General features: G+C 45.7%; 16 protein-coding genes and 1 other RNA gene. 3 read left to right on the top strand and 14 right to left on the bottom strand.

Going from position 1 to position 17,874, the window contains the following annotated elements; all coding sequences use genetic code 11:
* Positions 1–572: 572 nt before the first annotated feature.
* From ANCC_RS07220 to ANCC_RS07205, 5 genes are all read right to left on the bottom strand, one after another.
* Entirely contained in the window at positions 573–3,206 is a 2,634-nt protein-coding gene (locus ANCC_RS07220; protein ID WP_006567341.1) for an InlB B-repeat-containing protein, read from the bottom strand.
* Positions 3,207–3,426: 220 nt separating this feature from the next.
* Positions 3,427–3,573 (bottom strand): hypothetical protein, encoded by a 147-nt coding sequence (locus tag ANCC_RS07215; RefSeq protein ID WP_167319333.1) that lies wholly within the window; start codon positions 3,571–3,573, stop codon positions 3,427–3,429.
* Between the two features lie 138 nt (positions 3,574–3,711).
* Complete coding sequence (locus ANCC_RS17990; protein WP_233458315.1) at positions 3,712–3,774, bottom strand: hypothetical protein; 63 nt, start codon at positions 3,772–3,774, stop codon at positions 3,712–3,714.
* Positions 3,762–6,563, bottom strand: coding sequence for an InlB B-repeat-containing protein (locus ANCC_RS07210; protein ID WP_006567343.1), 2,802 nt, complete (start codon positions 6,561–6,563; stop codon positions 3,762–3,764). The genes ANCC_RS17990 and ANCC_RS07210 overlap by 13 nt, the downstream gene beginning before the upstream one ends.
* 43 nt (positions 6,564–6,606) lie before the next feature.
* Entirely contained in the window at positions 6,607–6,753 is a 147-nt protein-coding gene (locus ANCC_RS07205; RefSeq protein ID WP_006567344.1) for a hypothetical protein, read from the bottom strand.
* 214 nt (positions 6,754–6,967) lie between these two features.
* Here ANCC_RS07205 and ANCC_RS07200 point away from each other — a divergent pair, with 214 nt between their 5' ends.
* Genes ANCC_RS07200 through ANCC_RS17985 form a run of 3 tightly spaced genes read left to right on the top strand, consistent with a single transcriptional unit; the run spans position 6,968 to position 7,569 of the window.
* Positions 6,968–7,210: a prevent-host-death protein gene (locus ANCC_RS07200; protein ID WP_006567345.1), complete on the top strand. Its 243-nt coding sequence runs from the start codon at positions 6,968–6,970 to the stop codon at positions 7,208–7,210.
* Positions 7,207–7,329, top strand: a complete 123-nt coding sequence (locus tag ANCC_RS17890) for a hypothetical protein (protein ID WP_006567346.1) — start codon at positions 7,207–7,209, stop codon at positions 7,327–7,329. The genes ANCC_RS07200 and ANCC_RS17890 overlap by 4 nt, the downstream gene beginning before the upstream one ends.
* A 30-nt stretch (positions 7,330–7,359) precedes the next feature.
* Positions 7,360–7,569 carry a type II toxin-antitoxin system death-on-curing family toxin gene (locus ANCC_RS17985; protein ID WP_317134617.1) on the top strand — a complete coding sequence of 70 codons (210 nt, stop codon included), beginning with the start codon at positions 7,360–7,362 and terminating at the stop codon, positions 7,567–7,569.
* A gap of 136 nt (positions 7,570–7,705) precedes the next feature.
* On the opposite strand, the gene rnpB is transcribed toward ANCC_RS17985, so the two are convergent.
* The 9 genes from rnpB to rpoD all read right to left on the bottom strand — a co-directional run bounded on the left by rnpB (position 7,706) and on the right by rpoD (position 17,845).
* An RNA gene (gene rnpB, locus ANCC_RS07190) (RNase P RNA component class A) lies at positions 7,706–8,043 on the bottom strand.
* Between the two features lie 47 nt (positions 8,044–8,090).
* The gene (locus ANCC_RS17600; RefSeq protein ID WP_006567347.1) at positions 8,091–8,684 is read right to left on the bottom strand and encodes an InlB B-repeat-containing protein; all 594 of its coding nucleotides are present in this window, start codon (positions 8,682–8,684) and stop codon (positions 8,091–8,093) included.
* Between the two features lie 5 nt (positions 8,685–8,689).
* Complete coding sequence (locus tag ANCC_RS07185) at positions 8,690–10,894, bottom strand: hypothetical protein (RefSeq protein WP_006567348.1); 2,205 nt, start codon at positions 10,892–10,894, stop codon at positions 8,690–8,692.
* Positions 10,895–10,928: 34 nt separating this feature from the next.
* Positions 10,929–11,075, bottom strand: coding sequence for a hypothetical protein (locus tag ANCC_RS07180; protein WP_006567349.1), 147 nt, complete (start codon positions 11,073–11,075; stop codon positions 10,929–10,931).
* A gap of 223 nt (positions 11,076–11,298) precedes the next feature.
* Positions 11,299–13,479, bottom strand: a complete 2,181-nt coding sequence (locus ANCC_RS07175; protein ID WP_006567350.1) for a C1 family peptidase — start codon at positions 13,477–13,479, stop codon at positions 11,299–11,301.
* A gap of 114 nt (positions 13,480–13,593) precedes the next feature.
* Positions 13,594–15,249, bottom strand: a complete 1,656-nt coding sequence (locus ANCC_RS07170) for a nucleoside kinase (protein WP_006567351.1) — start codon at positions 15,247–15,249, stop codon at positions 13,594–13,596.
* Positions 15,250–15,274: 25 nt separating this feature from the next.
* The gene (locus ANCC_RS07165; RefSeq protein ID WP_006567352.1) at positions 15,275–16,057 is read right to left on the bottom strand and encodes a Nif3-like dinuclear metal center hexameric protein; all 783 of its coding nucleotides are present in this window, start codon (positions 16,055–16,057) and stop codon (positions 15,275–15,277) included.
* Positions 16,044–16,739: a tRNA (adenine(22)-N(1))-methyltransferase gene (locus tag ANCC_RS07160; protein ID WP_006567353.1), complete on the bottom strand. Its 696-nt coding sequence runs from the start codon at positions 16,737–16,739 to the stop codon at positions 16,044–16,046. The genes ANCC_RS07165 and ANCC_RS07160 overlap by 14 nt, the downstream gene beginning before the upstream one ends.
* Before the next feature lie 11 nt (positions 16,740–16,750).
* Entirely contained in the window at positions 16,751–17,845 is a 1,095-nt protein-coding gene (gene rpoD, locus ANCC_RS07155) for an RNA polymerase sigma factor RpoD (RefSeq protein WP_009291195.1), read from the bottom strand.
* Positions 17,846–17,874: the final 29 nt, after the last annotated feature.

Here is a 17,874-nt window from a genome sequence, read left to right as displayed (position 1 = left end):
AAGACAACACGCATCTGTACACAATACACGGAGTATGTTTTATCTCTCAGAAAACATTTTCTATCACTGCCGTGACAGGGTATTTCCTGGGTAATAAAAAATTCCCCTTATCTACATTATAAAACATAAATAAAGGGAATGATACTATGACATTTTCCACATGATTTCCGTTCGGCTCTTAGAATGCCTCACTCCAATCATGTGGAAAATGGACGGAATGTCTGTTGGAGAAGGGCTTCCGTCGAAAAAGGTGCCACTCTTCGAAAGTTATTTATCGCTATTGGAGGAGCACATTTCAAAAGCGCGACGGAAATAGTGGTAAATAACTAATGACATTTTTCACACGATTTTCCTTCGATTCTTAGAAAGCCTCACTCCAATCGTATAGAAAACGGACGGAATGTCTGTTGGAGAAGGGCTTCCGTCAAAAAAAGGCGCCACTTTTCGAAAGTTATTTATCGCTATTGGAGGAGCGCATTTCAAAAGCGCGACGGAAATAGTGGTAAATAACTAATGACATTTTATCTGCTGGAGCAGGCTGCTTAGATATCAAAGGTGGCACCTGCGATAGTTTAACTAATTTTTCTCTTCTTTCTAAGACAACATAAAATACCTGTTCCTCCCAAAAGGCCCAACACCGCCCATACAGTTTTAGATTCTTCTCCTGTCTTCGCTGTCTGTTCGTTCTTCCGGATCTCTTTATATTTCCAATTCTTATTTTTTTCTGATGTACCTTTTTTGTTTTCTTTCCCTGAAGTACCCTTGTCTGCCTTCTCAATTTCAGCTTTCTTCCATTTCGCTCTTAAAGTCATATTCTGATGCACCGGATCTGAAAAATTCCACTTGGCTTCTTTTCCATTCTCATCGGTATAATACCAGCCCATAAATTCATAGCCGTCTCTCTTTGGATCTTTCGGCTCGATCACCTGATTTCCTCCTCTGACCGTCTGAGTCACCGGAGTATCATAGCCTCCGTTGGAGTCAAACTTCACTTTGTGGTCTCCGGTCAGCGTGATCTTTACCTGAACTTTTGTCCCGTCCTCTATAAAAAAGGTCAGAGAAAATTCTCCGGTCCTGCCCGCCGTCTTAGCTTCGTTCAGTACTTCCCATTGTTTCGGATCGATGGATGGCTCCACGGTATTCTTGCTCTGGTCTTTCGCTTTTGCCCTGCAGAGTTCCAGAAGCTCTTCTTTTGCAAACGCCTCTCCTCCGGTTGGATGGGTCCCGTTATTCGCAGCCAGGAACGCTTTTCCATGGTCCGGATCAGATTTGGCACTGTCCGTCCCCTGATCCCGTAAATACACCTGGACCGTCACCTCTGCTCCTCCCGGCGCCTTCATCGTCAGCGGAAAGTTTCCGGTCTCTCCTGCCTTCTTTGCCTCATTGATCCTCTCGATCTGATCCGGTTCGGAAAAGAGGATGCGCTCTCTTTCCACTGATCTTCCATCGTGATCAAACGCTTTGACAACAGAAAGGTCCTTCAGCTGTTCTTCAGTAAAACCGTCTCCTCCGGTCCGGCTGATAATATTCATCCCTTTGATCGTCTCTTTGCTGTCCGGATCTGTGCTTGTCCCCGTCTCATCATATTTCATCAAAGACACTGTGACCGTGACTTTTGCCCCGGCTTTTGACGTATAAGTCAGCTCAAACACACCGGCTTCCCCGGCTGTCTTTGCCTTGTTGATCTTTTCAAACTGTTCTGTATCCACAGTAAAACCATCCAGGTCAATGGTCGTCCCATCTTTGTCTTTTCCTTTCAGCTCCCCATAGATCTTGAGTTCCTCTTCGGTAAACGCATCTCCTCCGGTATCCTTCTCAAAATCATTGGCTCCGATCGCTGGGTCCGGATTCCCCGGGTCCATTCCGGCGGCATCTGTTCCGTCATCTCTCAGGCAGACATTGACCGTCACTTTCGTTCCGTTTGAGGTCTCAAACGTCAGCGGGTAATCCCCGACCTTTCCCGCCTGTTTTGCCTCATTTAATTCCTGGATCTGCTTTTCATCAGAAAAACGGATCTGGCCCTCCGGCAGGTCATTTCCTGTCTTATCTTTTGCCGTCACCTTCGTAAACTGTTTTAACTGCTCCTTTGTAAACCCGTTTCCCCCGGTCTTACTGATGATATGATTGGCTCCGATCTGCTCATTTGTTTTTGACTCCACGGTATTTTCATCCCGGAACGGCCCAAAATAGGCCACTGTATAAAATTTTCCTACATGGATCTGTGTCTCAGATTTAAACGGTGTTCCTTCCATAAAGGTATAGCTGTCCATAGAGTCTCCGTCCTGGACATAGCCCTGATAACCTTCCTGAGGAGATGACACGAACCTGCCGAATTTCGTAGGAATTGTATATCCCGGATAATTGGTTGCCCCAATCCCCGGGGCATTGCTGTTCTCATCTCCTTTTGCGATGACTAAAGTATCCCCTCCGCTGATCACGATATTATCAAGGGAGGAGGTACAGACCGCTCCAATGCCGGGACCATAGCTTCCGCCGACTGCTTCTACCTTTCCTCCGGTGATCGAAAGGCCGTCTATATTGACCCATACGCCTCCTCCGAGCCCGGCACATCCATAATTGCCTTCAGCCTTAATGTTCCCTCCTGATATAGAAAGATTGCTTACCTTTTGATTGGCAGCCGGCATACTGCTGCTGCCGTACACAGCATCATGTGTAAATTTATAACTTGTCAGACAGGCTCCCCCGATACCGGGGCTGTGATATCCGCCTTTTGCCACAATATTCCCGCCTTTGATGATAAGATTTGCCAGACCGCACTCACCGTCTATTTTTGTTCCCCGCACGCTGTTTCCGATGGCTCCTGCGTGATACTGGTCATCTTGTCCTGCTACTGTAAGGCTTCCGCAGCTGCTGTCACAGCGATGTCCTTTTTCATTCGCCTTCTCACACTGGATGATCAGTTCTCCGTCCATCCCGTCTTTTGTAATGGCATTTCCTTCATGTCCTGCATATCCATCCTTAGCAGTTCCAGACTTACAAAGCAATGTATTATTTCCTTTTAGTGTCATAGTCACAGTGGCGTGGGAGACATTGATACAGTCCATCTTTGTTTTATCACAAGTAATATCGACATCACTCAGAGTAATCTCTGTCCTGACACCTTTTTCCACAATCACGTTGTACTTTGTCGTGGTCCCTGTGATCCAGTATCCTTTCGGATTCAGGCTTCCATCATCCTTAGACACTCCGCCTACTGTGACGCCTGTTTTTGTAATCTTTACGTCTCCCTCACTGACATCCAGAATGATCTGTCCGTTTTCCGCAGTATCTCCGGATGTTTTTATCGTTTTCTTTTTCGGATGATCCCCTTTTAATTCATTCTCAGCTGCTTCTAAAGTCTGATTTTGGACTGTTTTTCTGTCTTCCGATTTCTCTGTTTCCTCCGTTGCTTTTTCCGGTGCTTCTTCAGTTAATCCGGAAATACCCCCCCCCGGATTTTCCAGGCATTTCCTGTTCTGTGCCCAATGCTCTCAGCATTTCCGGCCCGGAACCGATGCCCAGTGCCAGTGTAAGCGCGGCAGCAGCCATACACCTCTTCCATTGTTTCTTCATTCTTTCCCTTCCTTTCCTGTCTGTCATGTGCACTTTTTGCAGACAAATGGTTTTTGACTTTATAAGACCTTTCTTCAAAAGAATAGGTTAGACAGCAAAAGACACCAGCCTTTGAATTCTGATGTCTCTTATTTGATATTAGTATGTTCTTTTTTTCAGTCTATAACTTAAGATAATTCCTGAGGCACTCAGAAGACTGATCCATATCCATCCAGCGTTCGATTTCTCTCCTGTTTTTGCTGTCTTTGCTGATCCGTCTTTCTTCTGAATCTCTTGGTATTTCCAGTTCTCATTTTTTTCTGGTCCGTCTTTTTTTTCGAAACTTTTTCAGAAGTTCCGTTATCTGCTTTCTCAGTCTCAGACTTTTTCCATTTTGCCTTTAACGTCATATTCTGGTGCACCGGATCTGAAAAATCCCATTTGACTTCTTTTCCGTTCTCATCGGTATAATACCAGCCCATAAATTCATAACCGTCTCTCTTCGGATCTTTCGGCTCGACCACCTGATTTCCTCCCCTGACCGTCTGAGTCACCGGAGTATCATAGCCTCCATTAGAGTCAAACTTCACTTTGTGGTCTCCTGTCAGTGTAATCTTTACCTGGGCTTTTGTCCCATCTTCCAGATAAAACGTCAGCGGATATGTCCCGGTCTTACCGCTCTCCTTTGCCTTATTCAGTGTTTCCCACTGATTATTTTGCACCTCAGCTTCCACATTGTTCCTGGAAGGATCTTTTGCCTTGACCCGGCACAGGTCTCTCAGTTCATCTTTGGTAAAGGCCTCTCCCCCAGTCTCATGGACTGCATCATTGGCTCCAATAAATGAAGATAATTTTTCCGGATCATACCCGGCACCGTCTGATCCGCTGTCTCTAAGACATACCTTTACTGTCACCTTTGTCCCATCCGGTGTCTCCATCGTCAGATCAAAGTTTCCGGTCTCCCCTTTCGTTTTTGCCCCATTGATTCTTTGGAGCTGATCCGATTCTGAAAATTTTAAGTCTTCCGGAAGGATCTCTCTTCCATCTTTATCGAAGGCTTTTACCATCGTCAGTTCTTTTAACTTCGCCTCGCTGAACGCACTTCCTCCGGTCCTGCTTATCACGTCCATCCCTTTGATCATTTCCGGATTATCCGGATCCTGATTCTCCTCGACCGCATCATATTTTACCAGCGTTACCTGCACCGTAACCTTTGCTCCTTCATTGGATGTATAGGTCAGATCAAAGGTACCGGACTTTCCCGCTGTCTTTGCCTGGTTCAGCTGTTCCATCTGCTCCGGGTCCACGGTGAATCCGTCCAGATCGATGGTCGTTCCGTCCTTGTCTTTTCCTTTTAATTCTCCGTATATCTTTAACTGTTCTTCAGTAAATCCATCTCCTCCGGTATCTTTCTCAAAATCGTTGGCTCCGATCGTCGGCACAGGATCATCCGGATCGATCACCACCGCATCCGTTCCGTCTTTTCTCAAGTAGATCTGTACCGTCACTTCCGTCCCATTTGCCGTACAGAAGGTCAGAGGGTAGTCCCCGGTCTTCCCCGCAGTCTTTGCTTTGTTGATGGCTTCGATCTGCTCTTCATGGACAAAGCGGATCTGATCCACGGAAAACGGGTTCCCGGACTTGTCCCTGGCATTGACTTTTGTGAGTTCTTTTAATTGGTCCTTTGTAAATCCCTTCCCTCCGGTCTTGCTGATCACATGATTGGCTCCGATCTGCTCATTGGTTGAAGATTCCACTGTATTTTCATCACGGAATGGTCCGAAGTAAACGGCCGTATAAAACTTTCCGACCCGGATATCTGTTTCTTTTTTAAACGGCGTTCCTTCCATAAAGGTATAGCTATCCATGGATTCTCCGTCCTGCACATATCCCTGGTATCCATTGTCCGGAGAAGCTGCTACATGCTGAAAAACAGTATTCTCTACATTTGTTGAAGCCGAATAGTTTGTTTTTCCGATTCCAGGGGCGCCGCTCTCTTCATCTCCTTTGGCTATGACGACAGTGTCCCCGCCGCTGATCACGATATCCTTTAAAAGCGAAGTACTGACAGATCCGATTCCCGGTCCCTTTTTACCCCCAGTGGCCTCTACCTTTCCTCCAGTAATATAAAGTCCGTCGATGATGTTCCATACACCGCCTCCGATCCCTGCACATCCGTAGTTTCCTTCTGCCTTAATGTTTCCTCCCATGATCCTTATATTGGAAGTCTTCCCACTCATACCATCAGGACGGTTTCCACCGTTTATAAGTTTATTGCTCGTATTACACGTCCCTCCGATCCCGGGACTATGATATCCACCTTTTGCCTCAATATTACCGCCTTTAATGGTAAAGTTTGAAAAACCTGCTTCACTTCCCTTTGACCCATTGGCATTTCTGAAAGTATTTCCAATGGCACCTCCATGATACAGATCTTCCTTTCCTTTGGCGATCAGCCTGCCGCATCTGTTATCACACTTGTGTCCTGATTCTTTGCTGAATTCACATTGGATCGTCAGCTGTCCGTCCTCTCCGTCTTTTGCGAGAGCTGCACCCTCTTTCGTATAAGTTCCGTCCTGTGAATTCCCTGATTTACAGAGCAGTTCATTTTGCCCTTTCAGAGTGATTGTGACATCTGAATGGGAAACATTGATACAATCCATCTTAGTCTTATCACAGGTAATATTAACATCACAAAGGGTAATTTCTGTTTTTACCCCTTTCTCCACCACAACATTGTAAGCAGTTGTGGTACCGGTGATCCAGTAGCCTTTCGGGTTCAGACTTCCGTCGTCCTTGGATACTCCTCCTACTGTGGCGCCTGTTTTTGTAATCTTTACGTCTCCTTCACTGACATCCAGAATGGTCTGTCCATTCTCCGCAGTGTCTCCGGATGTTTTCGCCGTCTTTTTCTTCGTCTTCGTCTGATCCCCTTTTAATTCCTTCTCATCCGGTTCCAGCGTCTGGTTTTGGACTGTTTTTCTGTTTTCTGATGTCTCTGTTTTCTCCATTACTTTTTCAGTTCCCGCCTCTGCCTGTTTCCCCGGAGCTTCTTCAGTTAATCCAGAAATACCCCCCCCCGGATTTTCCAGGCATTTCCTGTTCCGTACCCATTGCTCTCAGCATTTCCGGCCCGGAACCGATGCCCAGCGCCAGTGTAAGAGCGGCGGCAGCCATACACCTTTTCCATTGTTTCTTCATTCTTTCCCTTCCTTTCCTGTCTGAAATGTGCACTTTTTGCAGACAAATGGTTTTTGACTTTATAAGACCTTATTTCTGGAAAATAAGTTAGACACAAAAAAACAGCAAATTTTATCTTTTAATGTCTCTCATTCGACATCCTCACTTTTTTAGGTTGAATTTATCCTATTATTTGGGCTTAATAATAAAAAAACTATGAAAGGAGGTCACACACATGAATGTAAATATAAACAATCTCGTTTCTATTACCGAAGCAAATCAAAATTTTTCCCGCATTGCAAGGATGGTGGATGAAAATGGTTCTGTGGTTATTCTTAAGAACAACACACCTCGTTACCTTGTTATTGAATTTAATGCCGCAGAAGCGGAACAACTTGCAGACAATGAAGATATTCTTTCTGTTTCCAAAAGACTGATTGATCAAAACAAGCAGGCATATGAGTTACTTTCCAAATGATAAAAGTAACCAAAGAACAGATTATTCTGCTCCATGATCAACTCATTCAGGAAACAGGCGGCAGCGGTGGAATCCGCGACGAAGGGCTTTTGGATTCTGCTTTATATGCACCATTCTAAAGTTATGCCAATACAGATAATTTTCCATCCATTCAACAGAAAGCAGCGTGTCTTGGTTTTGGGCTTATTAAAAACCACGCTTTCATTGATGGAAACGAACGAATTGGCGCTCATGCCACACTCGTATTTCTTGCCCTCAACCGAATAGAACTGAAATACACACAGGAAGAACTATCGGACACAATTTTAATAATAGCTTCAAAGGAACTTTCTTTTGAAGAATTTTACAATGGATACTGAACCATCAGATTTAATAAAAGTAAACTTACTTTATGTAAACAATAATTTTTAACTCTTTAAAAGATTTTGATAAAAAAATACAAGACACTCAATCTTAAACCAAAGTGTCTTGTATTTTTATACTTTCATAAAAATGGAATTTAGCTAATCTATAAGCCGGGTTCTGTCTTAAATGATCATCTATCTCGACTTGCTGTTGCCAGCAAGCTCCAGCGGCACACCGAAAAGCGGACCGGGCAAGCCCATAGCTTTTCTCCTGCCTTGCTTCGGATGGGGTTTACATGTGCCTTGCCTGTTACCAGCCAAGCGGTGGGCTCTTACCCCGCCTTTCCACCCTTACCGGCTAATACCGGCGGTTTATTTCTGTTGCACTAGCCTGAGGGTCACCCCTACCGGACGTTATCCGGCATCCTGCCCTGCGAAGCCCGGACTTTCCTCACCAAAAGACTTTGGCGCGATCATTCGGTTAACTAAATTCCGAGTGGAATTATACCATGTTCTCATGTGTCCCGTCAAACGATTTAGAGATTCCTTTTCTTCGTTTTAATACCGAACATGATTCCTGCGGCACCCAGAAGACTTATAAATACCCAGCCAGCTTTTGATGTCTCTCCTGTTCCTGCTGCTTTTTTCGCTTCTGCCGATGATGTCTCTCCTGTTCTTGCTGCTTTTTCCCGCCGCAGCTGATCCTCTCTCCTCTGGATCTCCCGATAATTCCATTTTGTATCTTTTTCTGATGAAGGCTCTTTTTTATTTGTTTTCTCTTTTTCTTTCTCTATATTTGGCTCTGTTTTGGGTTCTTTCTTCCATTTTGCTGTCAACGTCATGTTCTGGTGCACCGGATCTGAAAAATTCCATTTGATTTCTTTTCCGTTCTCATCTGTATAATACCAGCCCGCGAATTCATATCCGTCTCTCTTTGGTTCCTCCGGCTCAAGCACCTGACTGCCTCCTCTGACTGTCTGAGTCTCCGCAGCATCATAGCTTCCGTTAGAGTCAAACTTCACTTTGTGGTCTCCGGTCAGAGTCATCTTTACTTCAGCTTTTGTATGATCATCTATGAAAAAAGTCAAAGTATATTTTCCCGTCTTACCGGAAGTCTTCGCTTCATTCAATGTTTTCAGCTGTTTCTGATCGATGGTTCTACTGTGTTTTTGCCCTGGTCTTTCGCCTTTGCCTTGCAAAGTTCCAGGATAACTTCCTCTGAAAACTCTGTTCCTCCTGTTAGATAGGTTCCATCATTCGCAGCTAAAAACGCTTCTGTTTGGTCCGGATTGACTTTGGCACTGTCCTTCCCTTTATCTCTTAAATAAACTTGAACAGTCACCTCTGTTCCACCCGGTGCCTTCATCGTCAGCAGAAAGTTGCCGCTTTCTTTTGCTGCCTTTGCCTCATTGATCCTTTTCATCTGGTCCGGCTCGGGAAATGTAATTCTGTCTTTTTCCACTAACTCCCCGTCTTTATCAAATGCTTTGACAGCAGACAGCTCTTTCAGCTGTTCTCCGGTAAAGCCGTCTCCTCCAGTTCCGCTGACAATATCCATCCCTCTGATCACCTCGTCGTTGTCAGGGTCCTGATTCTCTGCGACCGCATCATATTTCACCAATATTACCTGTACTGTGGCCTTCGCGCCTTCACTGGATGTATAGGTCAGATTGAAGGTTCCGGGCTGCCCCGCTGTCTTTGCCTGATTCAGCTTCTTCATCTGTTCTGCATCGATCGTGAATCCTTTCAGATCAATGGTTGTCCCGTCTTTGTCCTTCCCTTTCAGTTCCCCGTATAATTTCAGCTGTTCTTCTGTGAATTCCTCTCCTCCGGTGTCTTTCAAAAAATCATTGGCTCCGATCATTGGCTCCGGATGCTCCGGGTCCATCTTCACTGTATCCGTTCCATCTTTTCTCAGGAAAATATGCACCTTCACTTCTGTCTTATTGGCCGTACAGAAGGTTAGCGGATAGTCTCCGGTCTTCCCGGCCGCCTTTGCCTTATTGACCGCCTCGATCTGCTTTTCATGGACAAAGCTGATCTGCCCCAGAGAAAGAGGATTCCCGGACTTGTCTCTGGCATTGACTTTTGTAAATTTTTTTAACTGCTCCTTTGTAAACTCTTTCCCGCCGGTTTTGCTGATCACGTTATTGGCTCCGATCTGCTCGTTGGTTAAAGGCTCCACTGTATTTTCATCGCGGAACGGTCCAAAGTAAACGGCTGTATAGAACTTTCCGACCCTAATTTCCGTTTCCTCCTTAAAAGGGCTGCCTTCCATAAACGTATAGTTGTCCATGGATTCTCCGTCCTGCACATATCCCTGGTATCCATTATCCGGAGAAGCTGCCACATGCTCAAAAGTAGTTTCAACGTCAACGCCGGGATATTTTCCCACGCCAATACCAGGAGTATCACTGGTTTGATCTCCCTTCGCTATGACTGTTGTATCTCCGCCGCTGATCACGATGTTTTTCAGCGATGTAGCCCCTACTGCGCCGATTCCCGCACAGGCATAGTTTCCTTCTGCTTTTACATTACCGCCGGTAATCCGCAGATTGGACGTCTGCTTGTTATTCCCCAAAGAATCGCCCGGAAAAACGATTTTATGGCTGGTCAGACATGATCCGCCTATTCCCGGACTGTGCTGTCCTCCTTTTGCCTCAATGTTTCCGCCTTCAATCGTCAAATTACAGAAACCGCTTTCTTCGTCTGCCTGTACCTTTCTGTAACTGTTTCCGATCGCACCCGCATGATATAAAGTTTCCTGCCCTTTGGCAATCAAAGTTCCGCAGTTTTCATCACACTGGTGTCCCGTCTCCCCGGCCTTTTGACACCTGATCACCAGCGTTCCGTCCATTCCGTTCTTGGCAAGGGCCGTTCCTTCGTCTCCTGCCGGTGCTCCGTCACTCGCCCTTCCAGCTTTACAGAGCAGTTCATTCTTTCCAATTAGTGTAATGACAACATCTGCATGGGACACATCGATACACTCCATCTTAGATGTGTCGCTGGTAATATTTACATCGCAGAGAGTAATTTCTGTTTTTACCTCTTTCTCCACCACAACATTATAATCCGTTGTAGTGCCGGTGATCCAGTAGCCTTTCGGATTCAGGCTTCCGTCATCCTTTGATACTCCTCCTACTGTGGCACCTGTCTTGGTGATCCGCACATCGCCTTCACTGATATCGAGAATCGTCTGTCCATTTTCCGCAGTATCTGCAGAAGTTTTCACCGACTTCTTTTTTTCAGCCGGCTTTGTCGCTTTTGGCTTACTCTCTTCTTCATCCGGTTTTAATGCAGGTGTTTTTACAGTGTCACCCTCTGCTTCTGTCTGTTCCACAGCTTCTGTTTCGGGCTGTTCCTCTGTATTTTCTTCAGTTAAACCGGAAATACCCCCCTCCGGATTTTCCGGATATTTCCTGTTTCATTCCTAATGCTCTCAGCATCTCTGAACCGGAACCAATACCCAGTGCCAGTGTAAGCGCAGCCGCCGCCATACACCTCTTCCATTGTTTCTTCATTCTTTTTCCCTACCTTTCCTGCCTGACAAGTGCACCTTTTGCAGGCAAATGTTAAATAATATAGTATTTGACTTTATAAGTGTTTCCTGTGGAAAGATAGGTTAGAAAAACATTTAAAATATGCCAATGTAAATATACAGACAAAACAGGAAGTCACACTGACAACCTGCACTGCCTGCTTGACTTCCTGCCCTAAAGGATTATGAAGTTAAAAAGATATGGCTTAATAAATTTTCACGGTATAAGATACCTTGTATTTTCCGCAGTAAGCGGTGACTTTCACTTTGCCTTTTTTCTTTTTGGCCTTGAATTTACCGCTTGTCTTTCCGATCGATGCCAGCTTTTTATTGCTGACTTTCCATCTCACTTTTCCGGAGATACCGTATTTTTTCACTTTAAAGGTATAAGATTTCTTTTTCTTTATCCTTGCTTTTTTCTTAGAAAAAGCCAAACGCTTCTTACTCACCTTAACCTTACATTTTAAGCTGTAATTTTTACCCTGCTGCGTAACCTTTGCCGTGATAACCGCAGTCCCTGCTTTTTTACCGGTAACTCTGCCGGAAGAATTCACTGCTGCCACAGACTTTTTAGAACTGGAAAACGTGACCTTTGCACCTTTCACTTTGTTCTTTACTGTAATAGATGAACTGTTTCCTTTATAAATACTGAGTGAACTCTTTGAAACTGATGGTTTGATATAAGTCACAGCCGGTTTTGCCGTAGTTGCCGTCGGTTTTGGTGCAGCCGTTGCAGGCGGCGTCTGCGGAACAGAAACGACCGGTGTATCTGCCGGTTTTGAAGCAGTTGTCCCGCTGTTTCCGGCCTTCACCTTATCGTTGGAAAATAATTTAACCAATGCGTTGCCCGTTTGATATACCCCATTTAACGGCTCCAATGATGTTACATCTCTGCCCGAACCGCCAAAATTATATTTTATCTGGGTTTGTCCCGCCGTACAATCCATTTGAAATTCATCTGACTGATCCTCCTGCAGTTCAAACGGATAAAAATATTCGGTCCTTCCTTCTTTTTTGAAAGAAATCTGAAGCTCCGCACGGTATACTTTGCCTTTCTCCATATCAAACGAGGAGGAACCGAAAGGAATCGTGTAAAATCCGGCATTCTGTGCCGTATATTCTTTGGAAACCAACGACTTATTACCCTGGTCCTGATAAACCCGAACTTTGACGCTGCAGTTTGCTGCTGGAACATAAACTCCGCATGCGGTTAGCTTTTCATTGTCTCTGGCCGTAAATTTATTGACTCCAACCACGGGACTGGTGCCTGCCGTAAACAAAGCGTCTCCAAATCCTGCCCCGTCATATTGATAAATATTCTGATAAGTATGCGCGGTCTTACTTCCGTTATAGTTCACATTCTCAGCTTCAAAAACCGTAGGTTCAGAAAGGGATTTGTCATAATACGAAATATAGAAATATCCGCTGTCACCCCAGTCAACGTCCCAGCTGTTTTTCACAAGGAACGCACCGTTTCCGGGAGGCGTAACACTGAAATTATCTTTGCTGTAATTGTCATCCCAGCCGACAATGGTAATCTCATGATCTGCGTATCTTTCCCCATTATAATAATACGATGTTGTAGTTCTTGAAGATCCGGTTTTACTGCCGAAACGATAATATCCCGAATATGAATTGCCCGTGTAATATCCGGCACTGACAGCGCCTTTTTCATATACAGCCCGCTTCACTGCCTGCACCCCTGCGTCACTGTGCACAGTTTCATCATTGCTGTTTTCCAGATTGATCTCCGGCAGATACAGTGCATTTTTAAGATGGATATAAGATTCCGTCTGATACTTTTCCGACGGATCAGCTGCCCATATCTGACTGAACGGGAGTACCGATTCATCCACCGCTCCATACCATCTGGCCAGTGTCGGCACTGAGAACCAGCGGCTTCCTCCAATCGTGTAGTCGCTTTCTCCGGACTGATTCAAAAAACTGTCATTTCCCGCGTATTTGCTCTTGTCCCGGTCTTTATTCTGTCCATGAAAGGTAAAATAAGCAAGTTGTCTCTCCGATAAATTAATCGATGAAGAAGCGGTTCCTGCCGTCATCATCACAGATTCCAGGGAAGCCATAGCACCAAAAGTCCAGCAGATACCGGTATTCTCCTGGGTTTTTACTCTGGTATGCTCTGCCGTATATGAGTCCGGCAGCTGTGCCGCCCGTTTTCTGCTCTTATCCGTCTGCGGCTGCAGCAAAGCTGCATCCTCATATTCTATAATTCTTCTCCCGCTGCGCACTGCCGTTTTTCCAATGAGATCAAACTCCAGATCTTCTGTGTTAATCTCATCAGCATGAACATCAAAGGAAGTCAAAGCCGTACACGACACGGCGGCAGCAAGTGCCAGACTCATCAATCTGCGTTTCCAGTTATACATTATTCATTATCCCCCTAATCTTGATTCCCCGCTATCCTAATTCCCCATAAAAAATCTCTCTCATAAATTAAGATAGAGTTTCATCCCGATTAGTTAGATAAAAAAACGGAACCGTCAAGTCTCAAAGCAGCTTCCCCCAATGAACTCTCTCAAAAGAGACGTCTTCGGTATATCCTCACTTTTCACACTCAGGAAATAATCCAAGAACTTCAGCAGACGCTTGGATTCCTGATATTCCGGACATCCAGGGCTGATCTGAAATAAAAGCGGCTCCGCATACTGTTTTAATACAGCCAGCTCGTAAATCTGGGCAGAGTTAAACATGATGTCCGCTTCCTCCTGGTAAGGGAAAATATTCAGTTCCTCACCCCTGCGCACAGATTCCCACCGTCCGATGGTCGTCTTTGCATCCGTTCCCCTGTGCCTTGCATCCCTCACGATCCTTCTCAACAGACGGCCGTCGGAGCTGGGTATCCGGTTGTGTTCATCTATATTGATCTGACTCAGCGCGCTGACATAAATCTTATATTTGTCTTCTTCCGAAATCTCACTGGACAGCATCCCGTTCAAGCCATGGATTCCCTCGATGACCAGCACATCATCCGGTCCGATCTTTTTATAATTCCCTTTGTATTCCCGTTTTCCTGAAACGAAATTATAGGTTGGGAGCTGTACCTGCTTCCCTGCCAAAAGACAGTTGATATCTTCGTTGAACAATTCCAGGTCAAGAGATGCGATCGTCTCGAAATTATAGTTGCCCTCCTCGTCCCTGGGAGACAGCTCTCTGTCTAAGAAATAATCATCCAGAGAAATTGGGTGCGGAGTGAGCCCGTCGATCTGAAGCTGAATGGCAAGGCGGTGGGAGAATGTCGTCTTCCCGGAAGAAGACGGACCTGCGATCAGGACAACCTTTTTCCCGTCGTCCACGATCTTTGAAGCAATATCAGCCAGAAGCTTTTCCTGAAGGGCCTCCTGCACGAGAATCAGGTTATTGATATCGCCGTTGGTGATCTCTTCGTTGAGAGCCCCGACCGTGTCCACTCTCATAAGCTTGCTCCAGGATCTGGACCTCTGCATCACATGAAACAGCTTTGGCTGAGGCGTAAATCTTGAGACGGAATGGAGATGATCCCGTCTCGGGATCTGAAGAACAATTCCTCCCTGATACGCATCTACATAAAAATCCTGGATATATCCCGTACTGGGTGCCATATACCCATAAAAATAATTCTCATATCCGTCCAGAGAATATACATTGGTTCTGGAAACCCTGCGGAACCGGAAGAGCCTCACTTTCTCTTTCATCCCCTGCTGTGCAAATCTTTTTCTTGCCTCAAACGTATTGTAGGAAATTTTTTTGATCTTTAAATCCTGTCTCACCAATTCCCGCATTTTATTCTGGATTTTTCTCGCCAGATCGTCGTCCACTTTTAGATCATCGAGAGAAAATTCACAGAAGGTACTGTTGCCGATGGAGTAATTCATTGTGATGCGGTTTGTGCACCCTTCTCCCAGCACTTCCTCACAGGCCTTTAAAAATACGAAATTTACCGTCCTCTTATAAGTCATATATCCGGTCTGCTCCTCATTCGTCACAAACCGGATATCACAGTCTTCATCAATCGTATGGTGAAGCTCTCTAAGCTTCTCTCCCGTATAGGCAAGCAAAATAACTGGGGCGCCCGGTCTCTGAAATCTTTTCGCAAGTTCCTCCAGGGCCGTGCCCTCTTTTACACTGATCTTTGTTCCTTCTACTGTTACATTCAGCATATTCAGCCATCAACTCCTCTCTGCTCTATTTTACGTCAAACGGACACTTTGTATGACTCAGGATGATCTCACACTCCGGTACATTTTTTTCGAGAAATTGTCCCATAAAATCTACAAAAATCTTTTCCAGACCGTGATGGCCTGCGTCGATGACTGTAAGGCCCAGTTCCATGGCATCCAGCCCTTCATGATGTCCGATATCCCCGGTTAAAAACAAATCTGCTCCTGTTCCGGCCGCCTGCTGTTCCATATGTCTTCCGGACCCCGGAACAACCGCAATCTTTTGGATTATTTTTCTTTTATTTCCAAACAGCAAAACATGTTCTATACCGAACGTATTTTTTACCACTTCCGCAAAATCCCCTGCTGACATGGGGCGCTCAAGTTCTGATACTGTTCCGATGCCCTTCAAAATACCGTCTTCTGTACATGTCATTTCTACCGGAGCCAGACTCTTGAGTCCCATCGCCTCACAGACGATCCTCCCCATATGCACCACGTCGAAATTCGTGTGCATGGCAAAACAATTCACACCGTTTTCTATCAGCTTCAGAAGTTTTTCCGGTGTGCCCGGCTCATCGGTAATGCTCTTTTGGGGAGAAAAAATAACAGGGTGGTGAGTCAGCAGAAAGTCCACCTTTTGTCTGACTGCTTCTTCCACCACCCCTTTATCCGCGTCCAATGCGACCATGATTTTATGGATCTCTCTGTCTCTTCTCCCTGTAAGAAGTCCCACGTTATCCCACTCCATGGCATAACGCGCCGGCACATAATCTTCCAATATCTTCATCAGTTCACTGCATTTCATAGTTTTTCAGTGCCTCCTTTATCTCTCTGAGAATACAGGACAGTTCTCCTGCCCTGCGCCTTAGATGTTCTGAATCCTTTCCCTCAAAAGAGTCAAGGATCTTCTGTTTGTCATTCAGCTCTTTCGTCAGGTACTCCTTCATCAGGGGATCTTTTAATCCTGTAAGATAAGTGCCGTAAGAATACTGCCAGGACTCGCCGTAAGATTGCCGGCCCCTGACAGCTTTTATGACAATATAATATTTCCCGTCTTCCTTTATCAATGCTTCTTTTTCGATGGCAAACCCATGGCTGTGCAGGAATCTCCTGACTTTCTCCCAGTGGGACTGGGGGGAAAGAACCAGTTCTGAAAGCCTGAAAAGCCTGTCCTCTCCCCTCATTAAGATCTGTTCCATCAGGTCTCCGCCCATTCCGGCAATCACTGCACTGTCTGCATCCATCGGGAGTTTCTCCATACCGTCCGATAGGATGCACCGGATCTTTCCGTTCAGTCCTTCTTTCCTTATGTTCTCCGAGGCCCTTTCAAGCGGTCCCCGATTGACATCCATGGCATATGCTTTGTCCGTCATCCCTTCGGAGGTCAGATAAATGGGTATGTATCCATGATCTGTCCCTATATCGGCGACACACATCCCTTCGGACACAAAAGAAGCAATTATTTTTAACCTTGATGACAATTCCATATTTCACCCGATCAGTCTAAATAGTCTTTTAATTTTCTGCTGCGGCTCGGATGTCTCAGCTTTCTCAGAGCCTTGGCCTCGATCTGGCGGATTCTTTCCCTGGTGACGTTGAACTCTTTTCCTACCTCTTCCAGCGTCCTTGCACGGCTGTCATCCAGTCCGAAGCGCAGTCTTAACACCTTCTGCTCTCTCTCCGTCAAAGTTCCGAGCACTTCGCTCAGCTGTTCTTTCAGCAGTGTAAATGCCGCCGCATCCGCCGGCACCGGAACATTGTCATCCTGAATAAAGTCTCCGAGGTGGCTGTCTTCTTCCTCTCCGATCGGTGTCTCTAAAGATACCGGTTCCTGGGAAATCTTTAAAATCTCCCTCACACGGTCCACTGGAATATCCATCTCCTCGGCGATCTCTTCCGGAAGCGGCTCTCTGCCGAGTTCCTGAAGGAGCTGCCTGGACACACGGATCAGCTTGTTGATGGTCTCCACCATATGGACAGGGATACGGATCGTTCTTGCCTGGTCGGCAATGGCTCTGGTGATAGCCTGGCGGATCCACCATGTGGCATACGTACTGAACTTATATCCCTTCCTGTAATCGAATTTTTCTACTGCCTTGATAAGACCCAGATTTCCCTCCTGGATCAGATCCAAAAACAGCATCCCACGTCCCACATAGCGCTTCGCAATGCTGACTACGAGACGCAGGTTGGCTTCCGCAAGCTTTTTCTTGGCTTCCTCATCACCTTCCTCCATCCTCTGGGCCAGACGGATCTCCTCATCCGCGCTCAGCAGAGGTACCTTTCCGATTTCCTTTAAATACATGCGCACCGGGTCCTCGATGCTGACTCCGTCCGGGATCGTCAGGTCCGCTTCTTCCTCGATCTCTTCCTTGATCTCCAGATCTTCGTCGTCCTCTCCCTCGGGGATCGTGAGCACATCGACTCCGTTTTGTTCCAGGTAATCAAAAATTGCCTCCATCATATCCGATGTCAGCTTAAAATCTTTAAAATATGTCTCAATCTGGGCATACTCCAGAAAATTTTTATTTTTCTTCCCCAGTTCTACTAAACCTGCCAGCTTCTCGCTGAATTGTAACATTGTTTCGTCCATTGATTTCCTTCCTCTCATACCTATTTTAA

This window comes from Anaerostipes caccae L1-92, from assembly GCF_014467075.1.
GTDB classification, from domain to species: Bacteria; Bacillota; Clostridia; order Lachnospirales; family Lachnospiraceae; genus Anaerostipes; species Anaerostipes caccae.
The sequence above is the reverse complement of the archived record's forward strand: the minus strand, read 5'-3'. Positions and strand labels throughout refer to the sequence as shown.

Bases quoted from the DNA above. Each gene is read 5' to 3' on its own strand.
- ANCC_RS07215 (WP_167319333.1), bottom strand. From the start codon at position 3,573: ATGAAGAAACAATGGAAGAGGTGTATGGCTGCTGCCGCGCTTACACTG.
- ANCC_RS07210 (WP_006567343.1), bottom strand. From the start codon at position 6,563: ATGGAGAAAACAGAGACATCAGAAAACAGAAAAACAGTCCAAAACCAG.
- ANCC_RS07205 (WP_006567344.1), bottom strand. From the start codon at position 6,753: ATGAAGAAACAATGGAAAAGGTGTATGGCTGCCGCCGCTCTTACACTG.
- ANCC_RS07200 (WP_006567345.1), top strand. From the start codon at position 6,968: ATGAATGTAAATATAAACAATCTCGTTTCTATTACCGAAGCAAATCAA.
- ANCC_RS17890 (WP_006567346.1), top strand. From the start codon at position 7,207: ATGATAAAAGTAACCAAAGAACAGATTATTCTGCTCCATGATCAACTC.
- ANCC_RS07180 (WP_006567349.1), bottom strand. From the start codon at position 11,075: ATGAAGAAACAATGGAAGAGGTGTATGGCGGCGGCTGCGCTTACACTG.
- ANCC_RS07175 (WP_006567350.1), bottom strand. From the start codon at position 13,479: ATGTATAACTGGAAACGCAGATTGATGAGTCTGGCACTTGCTGCCGCC.
- ANCC_RS07170 (WP_006567351.1), bottom strand. From the start codon at position 15,249: ATGCTGAATGTAACAGTAGAAGGAACAAAGATCAGTGTAAAAGAGGGC.
- ANCC_RS07165 (WP_006567352.1), bottom strand. From the start codon at position 16,057: ATGAAATGCAGTGAACTGATGAAGATATTGGAAGATTATGTGCCGGCG.
- ANCC_RS07160 (WP_006567353.1), bottom strand. From the start codon at position 16,739: ATGGAATTGTCATCAAGGTTAAAAATAATTGCTTCTTTTGTGTCCGAA.
- rpoD (WP_009291195.1), bottom strand. From the start codon at position 17,845: ATGGACGAAACAATGTTACAATTCAGCGAGAAGCTGGCAGGTTTAGTA.